This window comes from Paraburkholderia sp. J11-2, from assembly GCF_905220185.1.
GTDB lineage: Bacteria > Pseudomonadota > Gammaproteobacteria > Burkholderiales > Burkholderiaceae > Paraburkholderia.
Genome location: NZ_CAJMYY010000020.1, coordinates 65,631 through 86,732 on the forward strand (window position 1 = coordinate 65,631; position 21,102 = coordinate 86,732).

Annotated in this window: 21 protein-coding genes; 8 read left to right on the forward strand and 13 right to left on the reverse strand. The window is 64.0% G+C overall.

Annotation, left to right across the window (positions count from 1 at the left end):
* Positions 1-58: 58 nt before the first annotated feature.
* The 5 genes from U5A57_RS26170 to U5A57_RS26190 all read right to left on the reverse strand — a co-directional run bounded on the left by U5A57_RS26170 (position 59) and on the right by U5A57_RS26190 (position 3,792).
* On the reverse strand, positions 59-451 hold the full coding sequence (locus U5A57_RS26170) for a hypothetical protein (protein WP_321914531.1): 393 nt from the start codon (positions 449-451) through the stop codon (positions 59-61).
* A complete protein-coding gene (locus U5A57_RS26175) occupies positions 444-635 on the reverse strand; it encodes a hypothetical protein (protein WP_321914532.1) in 192 nt (63 codons plus the stop codon). Before U5A57_RS26175 ends, U5A57_RS26170 begins: the two co-directional genes overlap by 8 nt.
* A gap of 54 nt (positions 636-689) precedes the next feature.
* Positions 690-1,997: a hypothetical protein gene (locus tag U5A57_RS26180; protein WP_321914533.1), complete on the reverse strand. Its 1,308-nt coding sequence runs from the start codon at positions 1,995-1,997 to the stop codon at positions 690-692.
* Between the two features lie 191 nt (positions 1,998-2,188).
* Complete coding sequence (locus U5A57_RS26185; RefSeq protein ID WP_321914534.1) at positions 2,189-2,491, reverse strand: hypothetical protein; 303 nt, start codon at positions 2,489-2,491, stop codon at positions 2,189-2,191.
* Between the two features lie 308 nt (positions 2,492-2,799).
* Complete coding sequence (locus U5A57_RS26190) at positions 2,800-3,792, reverse strand: hypothetical protein (RefSeq protein WP_321914535.1); 993 nt, start codon at positions 3,790-3,792, stop codon at positions 2,800-2,802.
* A gap of 2 nt (positions 3,793-3,794) precedes the next feature.
* On the opposite strand from U5A57_RS26190, the gene U5A57_RS26195 reads away from it, so the two are divergent.
* Complete coding sequence (locus tag U5A57_RS26195) at positions 3,795-3,995, forward strand: hypothetical protein (protein WP_321914536.1); 201 nt, start codon at positions 3,795-3,797, stop codon at positions 3,993-3,995.
* Here U5A57_RS26195 and metC read toward each other — a convergent pair.
* The 7 genes from metC to U5A57_RS26230 form a co-directional block, all read right to left on the reverse strand.
* The gene (gene metC, locus U5A57_RS26200; RefSeq protein WP_321914537.1) at positions 3,979-5,172 is read right to left on the reverse strand and encodes a cystathionine beta-lyase; all 1,194 of its coding nucleotides are present in this window, start codon (positions 5,170-5,172) and stop codon (positions 3,979-3,981) included. The genes U5A57_RS26195 and metC overlap by 17 nt on opposite strands.
* Positions 5,173-5,256: 84 nt before the next feature.
* On the reverse strand, positions 5,257-6,867 hold the full coding sequence (locus U5A57_RS26205; RefSeq protein ID WP_321914538.1) for a rhodanese-like domain-containing protein: 1,611 nt from the start codon (positions 6,865-6,867) through the stop codon (positions 5,257-5,259).
* Positions 6,868-7,016: 149 nt separating this feature from the next.
* Positions 7,017-7,613: a cysteine dioxygenase family protein gene (locus U5A57_RS26210; RefSeq protein ID WP_321914539.1), complete on the reverse strand. Its 597-nt coding sequence runs from the start codon at positions 7,611-7,613 to the stop codon at positions 7,017-7,019.
* Between the two features lie 30 nt (positions 7,614-7,643).
* A complete protein-coding gene (locus U5A57_RS26215; RefSeq protein WP_321914626.1) occupies positions 7,644-8,405 on the reverse strand; it encodes an amino acid ABC transporter ATP-binding protein in 762 nt (253 codons plus the stop codon).
* Between the two features lie 28 nt (positions 8,406-8,433).
* On the reverse strand, positions 8,434-9,126 hold the full coding sequence (locus U5A57_RS26220; RefSeq protein ID WP_321914540.1) for an amino acid ABC transporter permease: 693 nt from the start codon (positions 9,124-9,126) through the stop codon (positions 8,434-8,436).
* A 3-nt stretch (positions 9,127-9,129) separates the two neighbouring features.
* A complete protein-coding gene (locus U5A57_RS26225; protein WP_321914541.1) occupies positions 9,130-9,822 on the reverse strand; it encodes an amino acid ABC transporter permease in 693 nt (230 codons plus the stop codon).
* A gap of 99 nt (positions 9,823-9,921) precedes the next feature.
* Positions 9,922-10,746 (reverse strand): transporter substrate-binding domain-containing protein, encoded by an 825-nt coding sequence (locus U5A57_RS26230; RefSeq protein ID WP_321914542.1) that lies wholly within the window; start codon positions 10,744-10,746, stop codon positions 9,922-9,924.
* A gap of 227 nt (positions 10,747-10,973) precedes the next feature.
* Here U5A57_RS26230 and U5A57_RS26235 point away from each other — a divergent pair, with 227 nt between their 5' ends.
* From U5A57_RS26235 to U5A57_RS26245, 3 genes are all read left to right on the forward strand, one after another.
* The gene (locus U5A57_RS26235; protein WP_321914543.1) at positions 10,974-11,843 is read left to right on the forward strand and encodes a LysR substrate-binding domain-containing protein; all 870 of its coding nucleotides are present in this window, start codon (positions 10,974-10,976) and stop codon (positions 11,841-11,843) included.
* A gap of 226 nt (positions 11,844-12,069) precedes the next feature.
* Positions 12,070-13,401: an MFS transporter gene (locus U5A57_RS26240; RefSeq protein WP_321914544.1), complete on the forward strand. Its 1,332-nt coding sequence runs from the start codon at positions 12,070-12,072 to the stop codon at positions 13,399-13,401.
* A 108-nt stretch (positions 13,402-13,509) separates the two neighbouring features.
* Positions 13,510-14,697 (forward strand): porin, encoded by a 1,188-nt coding sequence (locus U5A57_RS26245; protein WP_321914545.1) that lies wholly within the window; start codon positions 13,510-13,512, stop codon positions 14,695-14,697.
* 81 nt (positions 14,698-14,778) lie between these two features.
* Here U5A57_RS26245 and U5A57_RS26250 read toward each other — a convergent pair whose 3' ends face one another.
* The gene (locus U5A57_RS26250; protein WP_321914546.1) at positions 14,779-15,831 is read right to left on the reverse strand and encodes a LacI family DNA-binding transcriptional regulator; all 1,053 of its coding nucleotides are present in this window, start codon (positions 15,829-15,831) and stop codon (positions 14,779-14,781) included.
* A gap of 203 nt (positions 15,832-16,034) precedes the next feature.
* Here U5A57_RS26250 and U5A57_RS26255 point away from each other — a divergent pair, with 203 nt between their 5' ends.
* The 4 genes from U5A57_RS26255 to U5A57_RS26270 are packed head-to-tail and all read left to right on the forward strand — an operon-like array spanning position 16,035 to position 21,090.
* Entirely contained in the window at positions 16,035-17,582 is a 1,548-nt protein-coding gene (locus U5A57_RS26255; protein ID WP_321914547.1) for an altronate dehydratase family protein, read from the forward strand.
* Positions 17,583-17,639: 57 nt separating this feature from the next.
* Positions 17,640-18,974 carry an MFS transporter gene (locus tag U5A57_RS26260; protein WP_321914548.1) on the forward strand — a complete coding sequence of 445 codons (1,335 nt, stop codon included), beginning with the start codon at positions 17,640-17,642 and terminating at the stop codon, positions 18,972-18,974.
* The gene (hpaI, locus tag U5A57_RS26265; RefSeq protein ID WP_321914549.1) at positions 18,949-19,740 is read left to right on the forward strand and encodes a 4-hydroxy-2-oxoheptanedioate aldolase; all 792 of its coding nucleotides are present in this window, start codon (positions 18,949-18,951) and stop codon (positions 19,738-19,740) included. Before U5A57_RS26260 ends, hpaI begins: the two co-directional genes overlap by 26 nt.
* Before the next feature lie 48 nt (positions 19,741-19,788).
* Positions 19,789-21,090, forward strand: coding sequence for an MFS transporter (locus U5A57_RS26270; protein ID WP_321914550.1), 1,302 nt, complete (start codon positions 19,789-19,791; stop codon positions 21,088-21,090).
* The last annotated feature ends 12 nt before the right edge of the window (positions 21,091-21,102 follow it).

Below are 21,102 nucleotides of genomic sequence, written 5' to 3' on the forward strand. Positions count from 1 at the left end.
TGCGGATGAAAATGTCTGTGCGGCTCGCTGGGAGCGTGTCCGTGCGCGGGGCGCCTGCTTATTGCAGCCAGGCGGTGCGGGAAGACAGCACGGCTTCTTGATGAGATGCGGACTCGAGCGCGTCGACAATGCCGCGAATGTGCTCGCAGGGCAATGTGAACGACAGGCAGGCAGTTTGCGATAGCCGAAAGCGGATCACAACATGGCGAGTACCGTCGAGCCGCCCGATCTCGCAGCCGCGCGCGTGCATGAGCGCGAACGATGGCGCTTCGCTCTTGTTGATGCGCTGGATCTTTTCCATCGCGTTGGGCAGCGCAACCAGCAGGTCGTTGAATACCGAACGGTGGAGTGCCGCCGTGGCGCTTCCATCGTGAATCAGAAGGAATTCGCCGTCCGCGCTCAGGTCGGCCGAACTGATCTGACGCACGATAGCCGTGACGTTCTCAGCCATGCGCGCGCGCTCCAGCATCTTGCACTGCGATCATGCCAGCGGCTGGCGTGATCAACGCACGATCGCGCGACGGCATCCACACGTGCGCGGCTTCGGCCATGCAGGCGGACCATAGCGGCGCTGAACTGGCTTCGAGGACCGCGCGCGAGACGCGTTCACTGAGAAAGGAAAGGGTCGTGGACATGGTGGACGGGTTCCGTGAGTCGATCCCGCCACCATAAATGAAGGCGCGTGTTTTTTAGTTACCGCGCGAGCGCCACTTCTTAATGTATGTTTCAGAGCGGCGTGGTTTCGGCGCGAATAGCTTGCGCACCTTCGTGCCGAGCCGCCGCAACGGGGCACGCTTGAGCGCCTTGACCTGTTCCTTTGCCCGCTCCAGCGCACTGCGCGTGGCAGCGAGTTCGCTCACTAGCGCGGCGTCCGCCGCAATGCCGTCGATCAACGCAATATTCACGACACGCGTCGAGCGATGCAGGGAAACCGCGCCTTGCGGCCAGTTCACGTCGGGACCGAATGCGAGCACCTGGGTCGCTTGCGCGAGCTTGCTGGACCAGAACGAATGCGTTTCATCACTAATCTCGCGCGATTCGACGAGCGCTTTCGAAAGCGCCAGCGCGTCGAGGTGAATCGCCAGGCCGCGCATCGCGTCAAAGCCGCATTGGCGAGGACCATCGGCGGATTCCACGCTGCCAAGCGATGGATTCAAGCCCGACATCTCCGCGATCCATTGTTCCGCCGCCTGGGCATAAGCGGGCGAGCGCGCGGCGAGATCGCAATCGAACACCGCATCGGATGACGTGAAGGCGTGCCGGAGCGTCAACAGCCAATGCGCGAGAAAGCCGCGATACGCATCGGCGGGATCGATCTGCGCAACGTACTGTTTCCAGAACGTGAGGCGCGCTTCAAGCGTGACACGCGTGCCGCTCTCGGGCATCTCCGGCAACGTGACCCGCAAAGCCTCAATCACTTTGCGCGCGAGCGGAACGTGCCGGTTCATATCGAGCACGGCAAACGGAATGGCGACAAAATGCGCGTTGCGGTGCCTGGCGAACAACTCCCAGCACGATTGCCATTGTGTGACCGGGTTCTTCAGGACAACGATATGCACCGCATCGGGAAACGTATCGTAGAACCAGTTGAGCCGCCCCAACGACCTGCAAAACTTGAAAACCGGTGTGCGCCCGGCGGCGTTTGCCGTGCGCGTGAGCGTATTCAGGTACTCGGCAATACGGGGCGCGGCTTCGGGTGCATCGCCGGAAAAACTATCGACAGAAAAGACCGCTTCATAACCGGCGATTCCCCGCTTTTCACCGTCGAGCAGATGCGCGAACTCGGCGAAATAGGGGCTCTCCAGATCGGGATGCCCCGAACGCCAACTGCTCGCCGTGCTTGTGTTGAGCATGTCCCGATCGATGCTCGCCAGCATTTCATGCAGCGGTTCATAGTACGCGGTGACTTGATCCAGACTGCGAAAACAGGACCATAACCACGTGCCCGCCGTTCGATATCCGGTGTGCAGGAAAATGGCTTTCGATTCGGGATTCATGCGACCTCGGTAGTGAATTCAAATGCCCGTGGCCGAACGCAACCGCCGACAGACCAACGCTGAGACGCTGGAGTGTAGGGCGAGTCAAAGTTTCTCAGGTTACATAAAGCATTACAGTCGATTACGATTTTCAATTCATCAGGCTGTCGTGGCTGTCGTGGCTGTTTGGGCACCACGGCGCATCGCGACGCTCAGTACTTCGATGCGAAATTGGCGGGCGCGAGCCAACGGAAGCCCGTCAGGACCTTGCCTTCGAACCGGCATTCGACTTGCGCGGGCACGAGCGCATGCGTGCTCCGGTCCTCCATCATGCCGCTCACGGTGAACGAGCGGCCGTCCGGCGACGGCCGCGTGTCACTGACCGAGACGATCGCGGGTTCCGCGGATCTCTGCATTCTCTCCACACACTGGTCGGTATTTTTTTGGGCTACGGACGTGCAGCCCTCGAACGACAACGCGGCGGCGATCAGCGCGACTGCCGCGAGCTTGTCCATCTTCATATTCCTTCCTTTCGTTTCCAACATGGTTGATTGTCTCCGGCTTGATATCGTGGCCGACGCCGATTCTATGGCAGCGGCGAGTCTATTCTTCATAACTAAACATCGAGACGTGATTCGGATGCCGATGAAAGCGCCACGGCTGTTTGGTCGGGGCGGGTGGCTGCAAACCTTGTCAACGCGTAGCTGTGGGGCAGAAGATGACCGGGCCGATTTCAAACAACGCGTACGCCGTTAATAGTCGGCAAGAAATTCTCGAAACAAAGATTACGCAACGCACACGTAAAAAAACAGCAGCGACCGGCTCAGCGCCGCATTCCGCCGCCGCCCGCACTGAAGCCGCCGCCGGACCAGCCGCCCGCACTCGAACCTTGTGCCGTGCCCGTTTCGACGCTGCCCAACTGGCTGTCGTCGAGCGTTGACGTGCGTGCGGCGTTGCGGTTGCGCGTGAGCGTCACGCCCGCCGCGCCCGGACCAGGCGCGGCGTCCAGCGCGGCTAAACCGGCAGCAACGTGGGCGTGGTGCTCGGGCTGCGCATTCGCATTCAGCGACGGATGCGCGCCATACACGTAGCCCTGTCCCACCCCGATCGCGAGACTCACGCCAACCGGACCGCATCCCGTGCTGATCACTGCGGCTTCCTGCGTGAAGGACCCCATCGTCCCCACGCCTGCCGACATCTCGCCGCTCGCGGATACCGGCGCGCATTGCATGGCGTCGACCAGGACGCCGTTCTCCGGCACGCTCACGTCGATGAATTCGGTACCGCCAATCAACACGCTCGCGAGCTTGCCAGGCGCGAGCACGCCACTGTGACTCGGACCGGTTGTCATGAACTCGACATCGGCGGCAAAACCCGTGAGGTGCGCCGCATGAGGCGGCAGCGTGACACGGTACGCCGCATTGCGCGGGCCGTCGTCGATGCCCGCGAAACTGCCGCCGCGCGTCACGATCCGGAAGCCAATGCCCGGAAGACTCGTCGCGTAGACGTTGCCGAGGCCAGCGCTCGTGTCGGCGGGCGCGAGCACGCGCAATTCGCGCACGTTGTCCGGGCCGCTGCACGTGAAGGGAATGTCGTTGAGCGCGGCCACATGGGCCGAGCCGACCGTGGTTCCCACCGGCGCATTGAGCGGCACCGAGAGATGCACGGGAGAAAGCGGCAGCACCAGCACGCCGGGGTCCGCGGTCGGTCGGCATTCGGCGTGCGCTAGCGGCACATAGGAACCCGCGAGCAGCGCCAGCACGGTGGTGAGCCAGCGTGCGCCGCGACGCGCAGTCGATTCGAAAGAGCGGGGCATCGTTGAAAAAGGGGCAAGTGAGCGCGACCGATTTTACGGCACGGCGACTTCAGCGCCCCGACAAGCAATTTACCGATTGTTACTGCTGCGCGATAGAACGCAAGGCCCCCGGTTTGACCGGCGGCTCGGGCATGCGGCGCATGTTCAAGGCGTTGACGGCTTTGACGCCCGCGCAGTATCGCCAGATTATTGGCCGGAACTGATTGCGCCGAGACTGTGCGCGAGATCGTCGATGAGATCACGCGGGTCTTCAAGCCCCACATGCAGACGCACGATCGGCCCGGTGTTCCTCCAGTCCTCGCAGGTTCTGGCGCTCGCGACGTTGACGACAGTCGCGAGGCTTTCGAAGCCGCCCCATGACGCGCCGATTCCGAACAGCGACAGCCCATCGACGAAGCGATCGGCCGCTTCAGCCGACACTTGCGAGAGTTCGAATGAGATCAGTCCGTTGGTGCCGGTGCAGTCGCGCTGCCATAGCGCATGACCCGGATGTTCCGGCAGCGCAGGACAGAAGACGCGCGCGACGGCAGGCTGCGTAGTGAGCCAGTGTGCGACTTCGAGCGCATGCTTCTCGTGCAGCGCGAGCCGGGCGCCCAGCGTGCGCGTGCCGCGCAGCACCAGGTACGCATCGTCGGGGCTGACGGCGACGCCCTGCGCATCGCTCATTGTCGCGAGAGGCCGCCAGGCGGCCTCAGTCGTTGTTACGGTGCCCATCATCACATCGGAATGGCCGCTCAGGTATTTGGTCGCGGCCATGATGGAAATGTCGGCACCGAGCCGCAACGGCTGATATTGCACGCCTGAGCCCCATGTATTGTCCGCGGCCAGCAGCGCGCCGTGGCGGTGCGCCAGTTCGGCGAGCGCGGGCAGATCGCATAGTTCGTAGAGCAGCGAGCCCGGGCACTCGACGTAGACGAGCTTCGTGCGGGGCGTCATGCGGCTCGCGACGTCCGAGCCGTCTGCCCGGATATACGTGACGTCGATACCCCACGGCTCGAGGAACGTCCTGGCAAAGTGGCGCAGCGGCTGATAGACACAATCGGAAATCAGCACGTGGTCGCCAGGGCGAAGGTAGGCGAGGAACACCATCGTTATCGCCGCGAGGCCAGTGGGGAAGAGGCGCGTTCGATAGCCTCCTTCGAGTCCCGACACGACATCTTCGAGGGCGAAGCCGGTAGGATTGCCGCGCGCGCCGTATGTGAACAAGCGCTCGGTACTGCGCCGGCTGCGTGCATCGTTCAGATCGGCCATCGTTTCGAATAGTGCAGTGGACGCGCGTACGACCGGCGGGTTGACCGCGCGCCCGCCGTCGACGACCGTGGACGTGCCGCCTTTGACAAGACGGGTGGCAAGGCGCGGAGCGCGCGAATCGTGGGACATGTGAATAGGTGCCTTGAAGCGGGTGCCGTTCGCCGGCAGGTTCGTCGTTGCCTGATGTGCGGGCATCGCCCGCACATCCTGCGTTCACTTCGTCGTGGCCGCTGCGCCGATTCGAAACGTGCTGTGCTCATCGGCGTCGAGCTGGGCGAGCAGGCCGGTTTCCCACGCGAGATACTGACGCGCCGCTGCCTTGTTGCCGTCGTGACGATCATGCACGAAGAACAGGTAGTCGATGCAGGCTTCGTCGGGCGGCATGGCGGGCGTGGCGCTTACGGCGTGTCCGGCCGCCGTCCACGCGCCAAGGCCGCCTGCGAGCAGCACGAAACGGCCTGTATCGTGAGGCTGGCGTCGCAGCCAGTCCGCGACGAACAGCTCGGCGACGCCGCGCTCATCCGCGATGAGCGCGATGTTCCGGTCCGCGGGCACATCTGGCGGATCGGGCAGACGCGGGCGAATTGCCCATTGCGAGCCCGGAATATGGGCGCTTCGATAGCTCATGCTCGGCCGCAAATCGACCACTTGCATTGGCCTGGTCGCGAGCGCTTCGGCAAGCGTTGCCGCGTCAATCTCGGGCAGGGTCGCTTCCACAGCCGCAGGCAGGACCGGCAGCGCCACGCCGCTCGCGAACGCGTCGGGCAGCACGTACGCGTCGTGGCCCAACTGGCGCAGCCAGCTGGCGACGATCGGCGCGCGCACGCCGTCGCTGTCGAACAGCACGACACGCGCATGACGCACGCCGACGTATTGATCCGTGGCTTGTATCAGCTGTCCACCCGGGGTGTGTTGCGCGCCCGGCAACGAGCCGGAGGCGAATTCTTCCGGCGTGCGCACGTCGCACAGGTAGAGCGTGCGGGACGCATCGCACGCCCACTGTGCGAACGTGGCCGCGTCCACATGTGGCACCGCGAAGCGTTCGGCCAGTGTGCGGCTCGCTTCGCGCATCGGCTCGAGGGCGGCGAGCGGCACCGCTTCCGGGTAGCGGCGGGTGCTGCCGTGCTCGAGCGGCAGGTCCTCCAGGTACCACCCCTGCGTGCCGTTTGCGAGCGCCATCACGGGGTTGGCGATGCCCAGGTTGATCAGCGTTTGCGCGCCGATGATGCTGCGCGTGCGACCCGCGCAGTTGATGACGATCGGCGTCGTCGCATCGGAAACGAGTTCGCGGATGCGATAGCCAAGCTCGCCATTGGGGCAGCAGATCGACGAAGGGATCGTCATCTTCCGGTATTCGCCGAGCGTGCGGCCGTCGAGAATGACGACCGGCTCGCCGCGTTCGCGCTTTGCCGCGAGTTCGCGCGCCGTAATGTGCGGCGTGTGATACGCGTGCTCGACCAGCTCGCCGAACGTCTTCGACGGCACGTTCACGCCCGCGAACAGCGTATGGCCGGCGCGCTGCCAGCCCTCGGTGCCATCCTCGAGCACGTGCAGGTTCGTATAGCCACGCTCGCAGAGGCGAGCCGCCGCGTCGAGCGCGACGGTCGCATCGGTGTCGTAGAGCACGAGGCGCGTGGTGCGGCGGGGAACGAGCCGCCCGATCTCGAGTTCGAGCCGGCTATAGGGGAGCGGCACGCCGTGAAAGAGGTGCGCTTCGCCGTACTGCCCGTGCTCGCGCACGTCGATGAGAGCGATCTCGGCGCCGTCACGCAGCCAGCGCTTGAGCGTCGAGGCGTCGATAAACGAAGGGAGCAATGAGGTCATGTCGAAAGCGTTGCCGTTTCGTAGGGTTGAACGAATCCCCACCGATTGCCGGGGCAAAACGGTGCCTCGGTCCCAGCCCCATGTGGGCGGACCTGTGCTGGACACGGCGCCGCCACGGCGCCGGGCAGGATTCGGGAGTGGGCTTTGCGTTAGCGGCGCGTCTTCACGCCGATGTTCATCACCTGATACGTGCCGTTTTCGAGGTCGAACGTGATGCGCTCGGTGAGCGTTTCCAGCGCGCGGCCATACATGTGCAGGTGGCGGATCGGCGTATCGCCCTTGATCTCGACGGCGTGAATGTCGTCCGAGGCAAGCGCGATGCCGTGGCCGGGTTCGACGACGACGGTCTGCGTCACTTCGACCGAGCCCACGCCCGGCGTCCTGCCGTCGTCGGTGCGCCGATAGAGGAAGTTGTGCTCGATGCCGTCGACCGCCGCAATGCAGGCCCATGTCGTGTGGTTATGCGGCGTGATCTTCTTGCCGGGGCGCATGACATTCAGATACAGCGCGTAGGTCTGGTCGGCGTCTTCGTGAATCAGGTAGCGCGCCTGAAGCTCGCCATCGGCGGGCGGCGGGAAGTCCGCGTCCTGCCATAGCTCGCGGCGCGCCGCGAGCGACTTGACCTGATCGAGCACCGCGGCGAGCGCCGGACGCGTCTCGCCCGCGGGCGCAAGCTCGGATTTCATGGCGGCAATCGCTTCAGCGACGGCAGTATCGCGTTGTGCGGACAGGGACGGTGTTGACATGATGAATGGGTCTCCGGGATTGAAAGTAGGTTAAGCGGCGCGATACTCGGCAAGCTCGCGCGGCGACGGGCGCAGTACGTCATGTAAAAAGCGTTGCGCGCGCTCGTGTGCGGGCCGGGTGAAAAACCTGTCGGGCGGCGCGTCTTCGAGCAACTGGCCCTGGTCCATGAACCAGACGCGGCTCGACACTTCGCGCGCAAAGCCCATTTCATGGGTGACGATCACCATCGTCAGGCCGTCGTTGGCGAGACTTCGCATTACCTGCAGCACCTCCTGCACCATCTCCGGATCGAGCGCGCTCGTCGGTTCGTCGAACAGCATCAATGGCGGCTTCATCGCAAGCGCGCGTGCAATCGCCACGCGCTGCTGCTGGCCTCCGGACAGGTTCGCGGGCATCGCGTCGATCTTGTGCGCGAGGCCGACCTTGGCCAGCAGATTCTCGGCCTGGGCGATGGCTTCGTCGCGCGACATGCCGAGCACCCGGGTGGGGCCCAGGATCAGGTTTTGCCGCACCGACAGGTTCTGGAACAGGTTGAAGCTCTGGAACACGAAGCCGATGCGGGCGCGCAGCCGGTTGAGCTTGACGTTGCGCGCATTCACGTCGCAGCCTTCGAACAGGATGCGTCCCTGCTCGATGGCTTCGAGCCGCGTGACGGTGCGGATCAAGGTCGACTTGCCGGAGCCGGACGGCCCGCATACGACGACAACTTCGCCGCGCTCGATTATGGCGTCGATGCCCCTGAGCACATGGTGCTGACCGTAGTGCTTGTGCACGTTCTCGAAAGCGAGCATGGTCATAGTCTCTTTTGCTCCTGCGATATCAAGCGAGGCCCGCGCGCCGGCGAGCGATGCGGCGCTCCAGCTGCCCCGCAAAGCGCGAGACGGCGAAGCACAGGATGAAATAGAAAGCGGCAAGCACGAGGAACGTTTGAAACGGCTGCGTCAGCGTGATCGTGTTGACCTGCGCCGCCGAATACGTCAGCTCGGGCACGCCGATCACATACGCGAGCGAGGTCGCCTTGATGATCGAGACGAACTGGTTGACGATCGACGGCAGCATGTTGGCGAGCGCCTGAGGCAGTTGCACGTAGCGCATGCTCTGCAGCCACGAGAGCCCGTTCGAGCGCGCGGCTTCCATCTGACCGCGCGGCAGCCCTTCGAGTCCGGCGCGCACGATTTGCGCAAGGAACGCGCTTTCGTAGACGACGATCGCGCACACGGCCGTCGTAACCGCCGACACCTGCGCGCCCACCAGCAGCGGCACCGCGAAATAGGCCCAGAAAATCAGCATCAGCAGCGGAATGCCACGGATCAGACGTGTCCAGATGCTGGCGGCGCGCCGCAGTCCACGCAACGGCGAGACGAGCGCGAGACCGATCGCGACGGCAATCGGGAACGACATCGCGAGGCCCAGCGCCGAGATGACGAGCGTGATCGCCACGCCGCCGAGCGGCCCGTGCGGCCAGTTGCCGACAAGAAACAGCCCAAGATAGTTGTGCAGAATATCGAACATGGCTCAAGTCCCGAGCGGCGTCGTGCGACGTTTGGCGAAGTGGTCCGAGAGCGCCATCAGCGCCAGCGTGCCGATCAGATAGAGAACGGTTGCGACGAGGAAGATGTCGAAGGTGCGAAACGTCAGGTTGTCGATCTGGCGCGTGTTGTACAGCAGTTCGTGCACGCCGATCGCCATGGCGAGTGAACTGTCCTTGAAGAGCCGCAACGCCTGGTTCAGCAGCCCCGGCAGCGCCACGCGCATGCCTTGCGGCAAGATCACGTAGCGAAACGCCTGCAGGTACGTGAGACCGATCGAACACGCCGCCTCTTGCTGCGTATAGGGAATCGTGCGCAAGCCGGAGCGCAGGTCTTCCGACATGAATGCGCCGTAGTTGAGCGCCAGCGCGATCGTGGCGAAAAAGAACTCCGTGTTCCCGGCGTTGACCCAGTGATAAAGCGGCGCGGGCAACAGTTGAGGGACGCCGAAATACCACACGAGGATCTGTACGAGCATCGGCACGTTGCGGTGATATTCGACAACGGCAACGACGAACGTCTTGCACGCCTTGATGGGCAGCGCACGCAGCGTTGCGAGCACGACGGCTACGACGATCGCGAACAGGCCAGACACGACGAACAGCTGCAATGTGGTGAGTACGCCGTTGCGCAGCAAAGGCAGGTAGCCGTCGTCGAGCAGAAAGGAGAAGTCGAACATGCTGGGGCAGGTCGTCAGGAGTCGATAAGAAAAATGACGGGGACGGCGTGCGTTGCGCAGGGGGTCCGTCCCGGTGACTTCCGCGCGAAGCGCGTGCGTTCACTGCGTCCTGATCGGTTCGACCTTATAGTCGCGCGTGAACTTGTACGGCGAGTTCACGCCGAGCCATTTGTCGAAGCTCTGCTGAAGTCCGCTCGACTTGTCGTAGTCGTGCAGGATCTTGTTCACCGCCGCCATCAACGCGGGTTCGCTCTTGTTCATGACCACACCCCAGCGCTCCTCGTAGACGGGCGCAGCGAGCATCCGGTATTGCTGGCCGCCCTTTTGCGCGGCCTCGTTCGCAAAGCGCGCGAGGATGTTCTGGCCAGCGACAAGACCGTCCACCTTGCCTTGCTGGAGCGCGAGGAACGCCGACGGAATATCGTGGAACGTGAGTAGATTCGAGTTCGGCAGGCGCGTGACCGATACCGCCGCCGAACTCGAACCTTCCGACGCCGCGATCTTCTTGCCGTTGAGCTGATCGAGATTCTGGATGGGGGAATCGGCGCGTACCAGCACCCGGATCGGCGCGACATAGTACTGGTCGCTGTAGTCGACCTGTGCGGCGCGGGCCGGCAACCACGCCATCGCGGCGGCGAGCACGTCGACGCGGTGCGTCTTCAGTTCGGGAATGCGCGCGTCGGTCGACAGCGTGCGATGGTCGAGCTTCACGCCCAGTCCTTGCGCGAGCACCCGGCATACGTCGACGTCGAAGCCCACGATCTGGCGCGTGGCGGGATCGGGAAAGGCGTACGGCTCACTCGCGTTTTGCGTGCCGCATACGAGGGTGCCGCGGGCCTTGATGTCGGCCAGTTCGTCTGCATTCGCCCGGCCGAAGGTGGCGAGGAAGGTGATCGTCAGAACGGCCAGTTTTCGTTGCCACATAAAGCGGGGTCTCCTCCAGAAAGGAAGTCTCTGCGATGACGGGTGCCGCGGTCGAGCGTGCCCGCCTGTGCCCACCTGTACGTTGAGGGCACGCGTCGACGCACGCACATGTCTCCGGTTGCATAAATTGTGCTTGAGTGTTGACAAGCTTATCGGTCAAAATTTTGGCGAACAATTTAATTATTTGCCGAAAAGCATTAGCGAAATTGAACTATCGGATGCCCGGAATGCGAAACCTCGATATCGATCTGCTGCGCACGTTCGTCGCCATCGCCCAGCGCGAAACGTTCGCTGCGGCGGCCGAGCAGGTCGGCCGCACACAATCTGCGATCACACAGCAGATGCAGCGGCTCGAGCAGGAAGTAGGCTGCATCCTGTTCGAGAAGCGGGGGCGGCAGAAGATGATGACGACGGACGGGTCGAGGCTGCTCGCTTACGCAAACAAGATCCTCGCGCTCAACGATCAGGCGGTGCAACTGGCGTATTCGCGTGGCCCTGGCGAGAAAGTCCGCATAGGATCGCCGCACGACGTGGCGGACTCGATCCTGCCGAACATGCTGCGGCGTTTGTCGAAGTTGTCGACTGAACTGCAAATGGAAATCAACGTCGGACGCAGCCCGTTCCTGATGGATGCGTTGCGCGATGGTGAACTCGATCTCGTGATCTCGACGCGCTATGACGATGCGTTCCCGGGAGTTACGCTGCGCACGTCGCCAATGGTCTGGATCTGCGCGGAGGATTTCACGTTCAATCCGGGCGAGCCCGTTCCACTCGTGATGGCCGACGAGCTGAGCCTGTTTCGCAAGCTGTCGATTGCTGAACTCGACGCGAACGACATTCCCTGGCGGACGAGCTTCATGTCTCCAACGCTGACGGGCATCAAGGCCGCGATCAGTGCTGGCCTCGGCGTCACGGCACGGACCACTGAATTGCTCGACGCGAATATGCGCGTACTGACCGAAGGCGATGGCTTGCCGCGCCTGCCGGAGGTCGCCTTCTATCTGTACGTGCAGCCGACTTGTACGAGCGCCGTGCTGCGCGAGTTGTTCGAGTCGACGGAGCGCATCGCGACGCGCTTCGGGCCTTCGTTCGCATAACCGGCCGCGTTCGGGTCTGGCGCTTTCGTTCGCGTTACGGCCACCTTGCGATTGCAGGATATTGGCATTTACCCCAAGGAAAAGACACTGGCATTTCTCTTGCGGACAGACTAGGATTGCGCCCAATGTTACCGGTTACAGTAAACGGTAACATCCCGGCTGCGGAGTCGCGCTTCACCCCGGTGCGGCCGGGAGCGACCATGACTAATAAAACAGGAGACACGAGATGAATCTGGCCACCAACGTGCGGAGCCGGTCGAGGATTCGCTGGTGGGTTGCGGGCCTCATGTGGGCGGCGATCGCGATCAACTACATCGACCGCACCGTGCTGTCGGCGGCGGCGCCGCGCCTCCAGTCGCAATTCCACCTGAGCGCGGTGGAAATGGGTGTCGTCATGTCGGCGTTCTTCTGGTCGTACGCACTGCTGCAACTGCCCGCGGGTTTTCTTGCCGACCGTTTGGGCCAGAAAAAGGTGCTGGGTTTCGCGGTGCTCTGGTGGTCGCTGGCGACGGCGGCCACGGGCATCGCGAGCGGTTTCAAGTCGCTCGTCGCGTTGCGCGTGGCGCTTGGCGCGGGCGAGGCGGGCGCGTATCCGAGCAACGCGGGCATTGCGTCGAAGTGGTTTGCGCGCAGCGAACGCGCGACGGTCGCGGGCATTTTCGATAGCGGGTCGAAGCTGGGTGGCGCCATCGCGCTGCCGCTCATTGCCGCGATGCTCACGGCGTTCGACTGGAAGATCACGTTCGCGCTCACCGGTTTGCTCGGTCTGATCTGGTACGTGGTGTGGCAGTTCACGTTCAGCGATTCGCCGCGTGATCACAAGCGGGTCAATGCCGAGGAACTCGCGTACATCGAGAGCGATTCATTGGCAGAGCGAAGCGACAACGCAGAGCGCCCCGCGCTGCGCAAGCTGCTCGCACACCGCAACATCTGGGCGATGTGCATTGGCTTCTTCATGATCAACTATAACTCGTACTTCTTCATCACCTGGCTGCCCACGTATCTCGTGAAGGCGCGTGGCATGACGATGATGGAAATGGGCTGGATGGCGTCGCTGCCGCTGCTCGTCTCGATAGTGGTCGAGATTTTCGCAGGCTGGGCGTCGGATCGCGTGTTCGCCTCGGGCAAGCTTTCGCTCACCGCCACGCGCAAGCTCTTTCTCGTGATCGGCTTGCTGATGGCATCGAGCATCGGTTTCGCCGCGTTCGCCGACTCGGCCGCCGTTGCGGTGCTGCTGCTGTGCATTGCGAAGTCGGGCACGACCGTGGCGGCTTCGCAAGTCTGGGCGCTGCCGGCCGACGTCGCGCCGCGCAACGCCGTGTCGATGGTAGCGGGCGTTCAGAACACGGTATCGAACATCGGCGGCGTGGTTGGCCCGATCGTCACAGGGGCGATTGTCGGCGCGACGGGTTCGTTCGTGCCAGCGCTCGTCGTGTCGTCGGCGCTGATCGGCGTGGCGATCGTCAACTATCTGTTCCTGCTGGGCAAGGTCGAGCCGATTCGTCTCGACGGTGCTTCGCCGCAGCCGCAGGCGCGCGAGTACAGCAACGCCCCGTAATACCACCGGATCAACCTACGCGGTTTCGCCGGAAGCATTCCCGCCGTTTTCTCTCAGGCGGTAATACATAGTAGTCCTCTAAATACTAAAACCAGACAGGTCACCTGTATGAAAAAAGCACTTTTCGCAGCGGCCGGGCTTTTGTCCGTCGCACCCGTCATGGCGCAGGCCCAGAGCTCCGTCACGTTGTATGGTCTCGTCGATGCCGGTATCGGTTATGTCAATAACATCAAGGGCGGTTCGGCGTTCCAGTTGACGAGCGGCCGCCTGAGCGGTAGCCGTTGGGGCCTGAAAGGAAACGAGGATCTCGGCGGCGGCCTGAGCGCGGTGTTTACGCTCGAAGGCGGCTTCAAGCCCAGCGACGGCACCGCCGCACAAGGCGGGCGTCTGTTCGGCCGCAGCGCGTTCGTGGGCATTGCGAAGAGCGGCATCGGCACGTTCACGCTCGGCCGCCAGTATGAGCCGTTAGCGGATCTCGTCGCGCAATACGCCGGTTCGGGCTTTTGGTCGCCGTCCACCCACGTGGGCGACAACGACAACCTGAACCAGACGTTCCGCATCAACAACGCGGTGAAGTTCCGCAGCGACACCATTGCGGGCTTCACCGTCGACGGCATGTACGCGTTCAGCAACCAGGCGAGCGGCGCGGGCGGTCAAGGCTTTGGAAACAACCGCGCCTGGGGCCTCGCCGCGAACTACGTGAACGGGCCGCTCTCGATCGGCGGCGGTTACGTGCTGCTCGATCATCCGAACACGACGACCAACACGAGCGGCGCGATTGGTGGCGCGTCGACCACGAGCGGCGACGACTACAGCGGCGGGTTCTTCTACAACCTCGACGGCGGCGTGGCCCGTCAGCAAATTGCGGCGGCCGGCGCGAACTACAAGATCGGCAGCGCGATTGCGGGCTTTGCGTTCAGCCACACGGAACTCGACTATAACGACGGGTCCTCCCGCAAGTTCAACAACTACGACGCGAACCTGCGCTACCTGCTCACGCCCGCCACGACGCTGATCGGCGTCTACACGTTCACGGACGGCCGCGCGAACGGGCTGGCGGGCACGGGCGGCGCGACGCTCAAGCCGAAGTGGCATCAGTTCACGCTGGGCGTGGACTATGCGCTCTCCAAGCGTACGGACGTCTACCTCTCGGGCACGTATCAACTCGCGGCCGGCGACGCATCGACGCGCGTAGGTTCGTCTTACAGCCGGATCGCGGCGATTGCGTATGCGGGCGGCGCATCGTCCACCAATCGTCAGGTCGACGTGTTCACGGGCATCCGCACGAAGTTCTGATCGCGCTTTACGCGCTGGAAGCAAAAAGGCCTCGCCATGTGTGCGAGGCCTTTTTGCGTTGCCGTCGCAACGCGATCACGCTCAAGCCGAGCCGCGCTCGATCAGCGTGAAGCCGACGTCCACTTTTGCGCGCTTGCTCGCGCCGGTCTCGATTTTCTCCATCAGCATGGACGCCGCGAGCTTGCCGATCTTCGTGCCGTCGATCCGAATGGTTGTGAGTGGCGGGTCCGTGTCGGCGGCGAAATTCTGGTCGCCGTAGCCGATCACCTTGAGGCGCCCCGGCACGTCGAGCCCGCGCGCACGGGCTTCCATGAGCACGCCGAGCGCCATGATGTCCGCGCCGCAGAAGATCGCGTCGATCTGCGCATGCTCGTCGAGCAGCTTCGCGAGCGCGCGGCGTCCGTCGCCGAGATGGGCGGGCGAGGGCACGGCGGCCACGGGAATCTCGCGCTCGCCGCCGAAGGCGTCGATGAACGCGTTGGCGCGCAGCGTCGCCCGGCGGTCGCCCGGCGTGACGATGGCCGGGTGCCGCGCGCCACGCTCACGCAGGTAGCGCGCCGCCGCTTCGCCTACGCGCGTATGCGAGAAGCCAATCAACATGTCGAGCGGCGAGCGCGTGATGTCCCACGTTTCGACCACGGGAATGCCGGCCGCGCGCAGTTTCTGCCGCGACGCCTCCGAGTGAATCACGCCGGTGAGCACAATGCCTGCCGGCCGCCGCCCGATGATGGCGTCCAGCAGCGCCTCTTCGCGCGATTCGTCGTAGCCGCTCTGGCCGAGCAGCAACTGATAGCCGGCCGTCTCGAGTTCCGCGGTCAGGGCGGCGACCGTTTCCTGGAACACGCTGCCCGCCATCGCCGGGATCAGCGCAACGACGAGGTGGCTGCGATTCGAGGCAAGCGAGCCCGCGATCAGATCGGGTGTGTAGCCCGTTTGCCGCACGGCCTCGCGCACGCGTTCCAGCGTTTCAACCGAAACCAGTTCGGGATTGTTGAGGGCGCGTGAAACGGTGACCTTCGTGACCCCCGTCAGTCGGGCCAGGTCGCTGAGCGTGACCCGGCCGGTGTTCTTGCGGGCACGCCGCGACGCGGTGCCGGCGGCGGGCTGGGCGAATTCTGTCGAGGTCTTGGTCACGGGCGCGCGCGCTCCTGCGGCAAAAAGGTGTTGGCATTATCCCAAAACTGTACTACGATGGCATCTATGTTACCGGTTACATTAACCGGTAACGCTGTTCCAAACGAAAGGCGCGCGTTCCCCGGCGCAGCCAGCAACAATTTCGCATGGGACCGGAGCCGGTGCCGCTGCGCGCCCTTCGGATCGTCAGCGGAGACAGGCGAATGCTCCAATCCAACAAGTCCTATAACGGGCCGTTGATCCGGCTCAACCCCAACGACAACGTCCTGATCGCGCGCGAGTCGCTGACGATCGGGGATCAAGTCTTGATCGAAGGTGAAGTGATTCGCCTGCGCGCGCAGGTCGCGGCGGGCCACAAGGTGGCCGCGCGGCGCATGGCGTCGGGCGAGCCCATCCGCAAATACGACACCGTGATCGGCGTGGCTGCGCGCGACATCGAGCCTGGCGAGCACGTTCATACGCATAACATCACGCTCGTCGACTTCGATCGCGATCCGGGTTTCGGTCTCGACGTGAAGCCCGTCGACTACGTCGCGCCGGAGCAGCGCGCGACGTTCGACGGCATCGTGCGGCCCGACGGTCGCGTCGCCACGCGCAACTTCATCGGCATCCTCGCGTCGGTCAACTGTTCGGCCACGGTCATTCGCCATATCGCCGACTACTTCACACCCGAGCGGCTGCGCGATTATCCCAATGTCGACGGCGTGGTCGCGTTCGCGCAAACGAGTGGCTGCGGCATGTCCTCGCCGAGCGAGCACTTCGACGTGCTTCGCCGCACCATCGCGGGCTACGCGCGCCACCCGAACCTGGGCGGCGTGCTCATCGTCGGGCTGGGGTGCGAGCGCAACCAGGTCGGCGATCTGCTCGACTCGCAGGGGCTGAAGACGGGCAAGGCCGTGCACGCGCTGGTGATGCAGGACACGGGCGGCACGCGTGCAACGATCGAAGCCGGCATCCAGGCCGTGCAGGCGATGCTGCCCGCGGCAAACGACATCGTGCGTACGCCGGTGCCGGTCAGCCATCTGAAGATCGGTCTCGAATGCGGCGGTTCGGACGGTTTCTCGGGCATCACCGCGAATCCGGCGCTGGGCGCCGCGATGGACCTGCTCGTGCGTCACGGCGGCACCGCGATCCTCTCCGAAACGCCCGAGATTCACGGCGTCGAATACATGCTCACGCGCCGCGCCGTGTCGCCCGAAGTCGGCCAGAAACTGCTTGACCGGCTCGCGTGGTGGGAGCGTTATACGCGCGGCCAGAATGGCCAGTTCAACGGCGTGGTCGGGCCGGGCAACCAGCAGGGCGGTCTCGCCAACATCTTCGAAAAGTCGCTCGGTTCCGCCATGAAGGGCGGCACGACGCCGCTGCAAGCCGTCTACGAATACGCGGAGCCGATCGATCGCGCAGGCTTCGTATTCATGGATTCGCCTGGCTACGATCCCGTCGCGGTAACGGGGCAGATCGCGAGCGGCGCGAACCTGATCTGCTTCACCACGGGCCGCGGCTCCATGTTCGGCTCGAAGCCCGCGCCGACGCTCAAGCTCGCGAGCAACACGCCCATGTTCACGCGTCTCGAAGAGGACATGGACATCAACTGCGGTCGCGTGATCGACGGTGAGCGCACGATCGAGGAAATGGGTCAGGACATCTTCGATCTGATCGTTCGCGCGGCTTCGGGCGCGCGCACGAAGAGCGAGTTGCTCGGACTCGGCGACAACGAGTTCGTGCCCTGGCACATGGGCATCGTGAGCTGAGGGCGCGCGACTGCGCGCCTAGGGCCGGCATCAATAGAACAGGTAGGGAGACAGCAGATGTTCGAATCTGCGCAGCGGCACGGCCGCTCGAAGATGCGCTGGTGGGTTGCCGCCCTCATGTGGGCGGCGATTGCGATCAACTATATCGATCGCACGGTGCTCTCGGCGGCGGCGCCGAAAATTCAGTCCGCGTTCCATCTCGACGCGATGCAGATGGGCATCGTCATGTCGGCGTTTTTCTGGTCGTATGCGCTGCTGCAATTGCCGGCGGGCTTGCTCGCCGATCGGCTGGGCCAGAAGAAAGTGCTGGGTTTCGCGGTGCTCTGGTGGTCGCTCGCGACCGCGATGACGGGCCTCGCGACCGGCTTTCGCTCGCTCGTCGGTTTGCGCGTGGCGCTGGGCGTGGGCGAGGCGGGCGCGTACCCGAGCAACGCGGGTATTGCCACGCGGTGGTTTCCGCGCAAGGAGCGCGCGACCGTTGCGGGCATTTTCGACAGTGGCTCGAAGCTGGGTGGCGCGATCGCCTTGCCGCTGATCGCGTGGATGCTGGCCGTGTTCGACTGGAAGATGACCTTCGTGCTCACGGGCCTGCTCGGCATCGTGTGGTTCGTCGCGTGGCTCGTGAGCTTCACCGACTCACCCGCGGCGCATCCGCGCGTGAATGCGGCGGAACTCGCGCACATCGAAAGCGATAAAAGCGCGCAACGCGCGCAGCCCGTCGCGCGTCCGCCGTGGCGCAAGCTGCTTGCGCACCGCAACGTGTGGGCGATGTGCATCGGCTTTTTCATGATCAATTACAACTCGTACTTCTTCATCACGTGGCTGCCCACGTATCTGATGAAGGAGCGTGGCATGAGCGTGCTGCAGATGGGCTGGATGGCCTCGTTGCCGCTGCTCGTGTCGATCGTCGTCGAGATTTTCGCGGGGTGGGCCTCGGATCGCGTATTCGCGAGTGGCAAGCTCTCGCTCACTGCCACGCGCAAGCTCTTTCTCGTGGTCGGGCTCGTGATGGCGTCGAGCATCGGCTTCGCGGCGTTTGCGCACTCGGCGCTCGTAGCGGTGCTGCTGCTGTGCGTCGCGAAATCAGGCACCACGGTCGCGGCTTCGCAGGTGTGGGCACTACCCGGCGACGTCGCGCCGCCCAATGCCGTTTCGATGATCGCGGGCCTGCAAAACTCCGTGTCGAATCTCGGCGGCGTGGTCGGCCCGATCGTCACGGGCGCGATTGTTGGCGCGACCGGTTCGTTCGTTGCCGCGCTGCTGTTCTCGGCGGCGCTGATCGGCATTGCGATCATCAACTATCTGTTCCTCCTCGGGAAGGTGGAACCCATTCAATTCGGCGACCCTTCACAGGAGACACGCATTCATGAACCCGCAGACTTCAGCGCTTAATCCGTTCAAGGCGGCGCTCGCCGCGCGCAAGAAGCAGGTTGGCTTCTGGCTTTCCATGGCGGATCCGTATCTCGCAGAAGTGAGCGCGACGGCCGGCTTCGACTGGCTCCTCATCGACAGCGAGCACGCACCGAACGAACTGCGCACGATCCTCGCACAACTGCAGGCCGTGGCGCCGTACCCGGGCGAACCGGTCGTGCGCCCCGTGAACGGCGACCCGGCGCTGCTCAAGCGTCTGCTCGATATCGGCGCGCGCAATCTGCTCGTGCCGATGGTCGATACCGCCGACGAAGCGCGCGCGCTCGTCGCCGCCGTGCGCTATCCGCCGCATGGCATTCGCGGCGTGGGCAGCGCGGTGGGCCGCGCGTCGCGCTGGAGCCTGCGTACCGACTACCTGGATATTTCGGATGACGAAGTATGCTTGCTCGTGCAAGCGGAAACGACGACGGCGCTTGGCAACCTCGAAGCGATCTGCGCCGTGGACGGCGTGGACGGCGTATTCATTGGGCCGGCTGATCTCGCGGCTTCCATGGGTTATCGCGGCCGGGCCACGCATCCCGAAGTGCAGCAGGCGATCGACGGGGCGATCCGCACGATCGTCGCGTCGGGCAAAGCAGCGGGAACACTCACGTCCGACCCGGCACTCGCGCGTCACTACCTGGAGCTTGGCTGCACGTTCGTCGCGACGGGGGTGGACATCCTGATGTTCGCGAACGCGGCGCGCAAGCTCGCGCGTGATTTCGCGGACGTGCGCAAGGCGGACTGAGGCAGCGCGCCAAAAGACCGCGCGAAGCGATGGAGGAGGAGACGCGACATGAACGATTTCGCAGCGAAAAGCGGGGCGGCTGAGCACATCCGGGCCCTGCGCGAGAACTGGCGCATCATCTTTGCCGCGACGGCGGGGTGGGCGCTCGACGCATTCGATTTTACGATTCTGCTGTTTCTGATTCCCCATCTGGGCAAGGTGTTCGACGTGGGCTTGCCCGCGATGGCGTTCGTGGTGACCGCAACCGGCTTCGCGAAAGTGGCGGGCACGATCGGCTGGGGGTTTGCCGCGGACCGCTTCGGTCGAAAGATCGTGTTCATGGCGGCCGTGCTGTGGTTTTCATGTGCCGCGGGTTTGAGCGGCCTCGCGTGGAGCTACGCGTCGTTCATGGCCATGCGCGTTTTGTTCGGCATTGGCTTCGGCGGCGAGTGGACCGCATCGGTCGCGCTGCTGATGGAAACCGTGCCCGCGAAAATTCGTCCGCTCGCTTCGGGCATCATGGTCGCGGGCTACGAGTTCGGCTATCTGCTCGCGGCGCTCGCATTCCACTTTCTGTTTCCCGTCACGGGCTGGCGCTGGATGTTTTTCCTTGGCGTGCTGCCCGCGCTGCTGACGCTCTTCCTGCGCCGCAACGTGGGCGAGTCGCCGGACTGGGAGCGTGAACGGCAGTCGAAGGTGCGCCGCCGCGCGCGCGAAGTGTTCATCTTCAATCCGGCCGTCTTGCAGGCGTGGCTTTTTTCGGCCGCGATCAATTTCATGCTGTGGGCCGTGCAGGTGCTGTATCCCACGTTCCTGCTCACGACGCAACATCTCGACTCGAGCCAGATCTTTCCGTTCATCATCGCCTATTCGGTGGGCTCGGTCATCGGCAAGCCGCTTTCGGGCTATAGCGCGAGCCGCTTCGGCGAGCGCCGCACGATCTGCATGTTCCTCGGCGTCGTGATCCCGTCGACGGTGCTCTATACGATGGTGCAGAGCCACTTCCTGCTCGGCGTGGGCGCGTTCTGCATGGGCATGTTCGCGAACGGCCTGTTCGGCATCATGCCGCTCTATCAATCACGGCGTTTCCCGGTGGAAGGGCGCGCGACCGGCATTGGCATCAGCTACGCGATGACCTCGGTAAGCGTGGTCGCCCCGTATGCAATCGCGCTCGTCACGCCGTCGCTCGGGCTCAAGTTCGGGATGGCGTCGTTCATCGCGGGCGGCGCGCTGCTGCTGATCGCGATCAGCGTGTTCGATACTTCGCGCTGGATGCCGCGCGGCGAAGCGGCCGAAGGCGCGACTCAAGGCGGCACGGAGCCCGGCGAAACAGGAACGCCGATGCTGGCGGCCGGCAGCGCCACGCGTTGAACGGGCCAACAG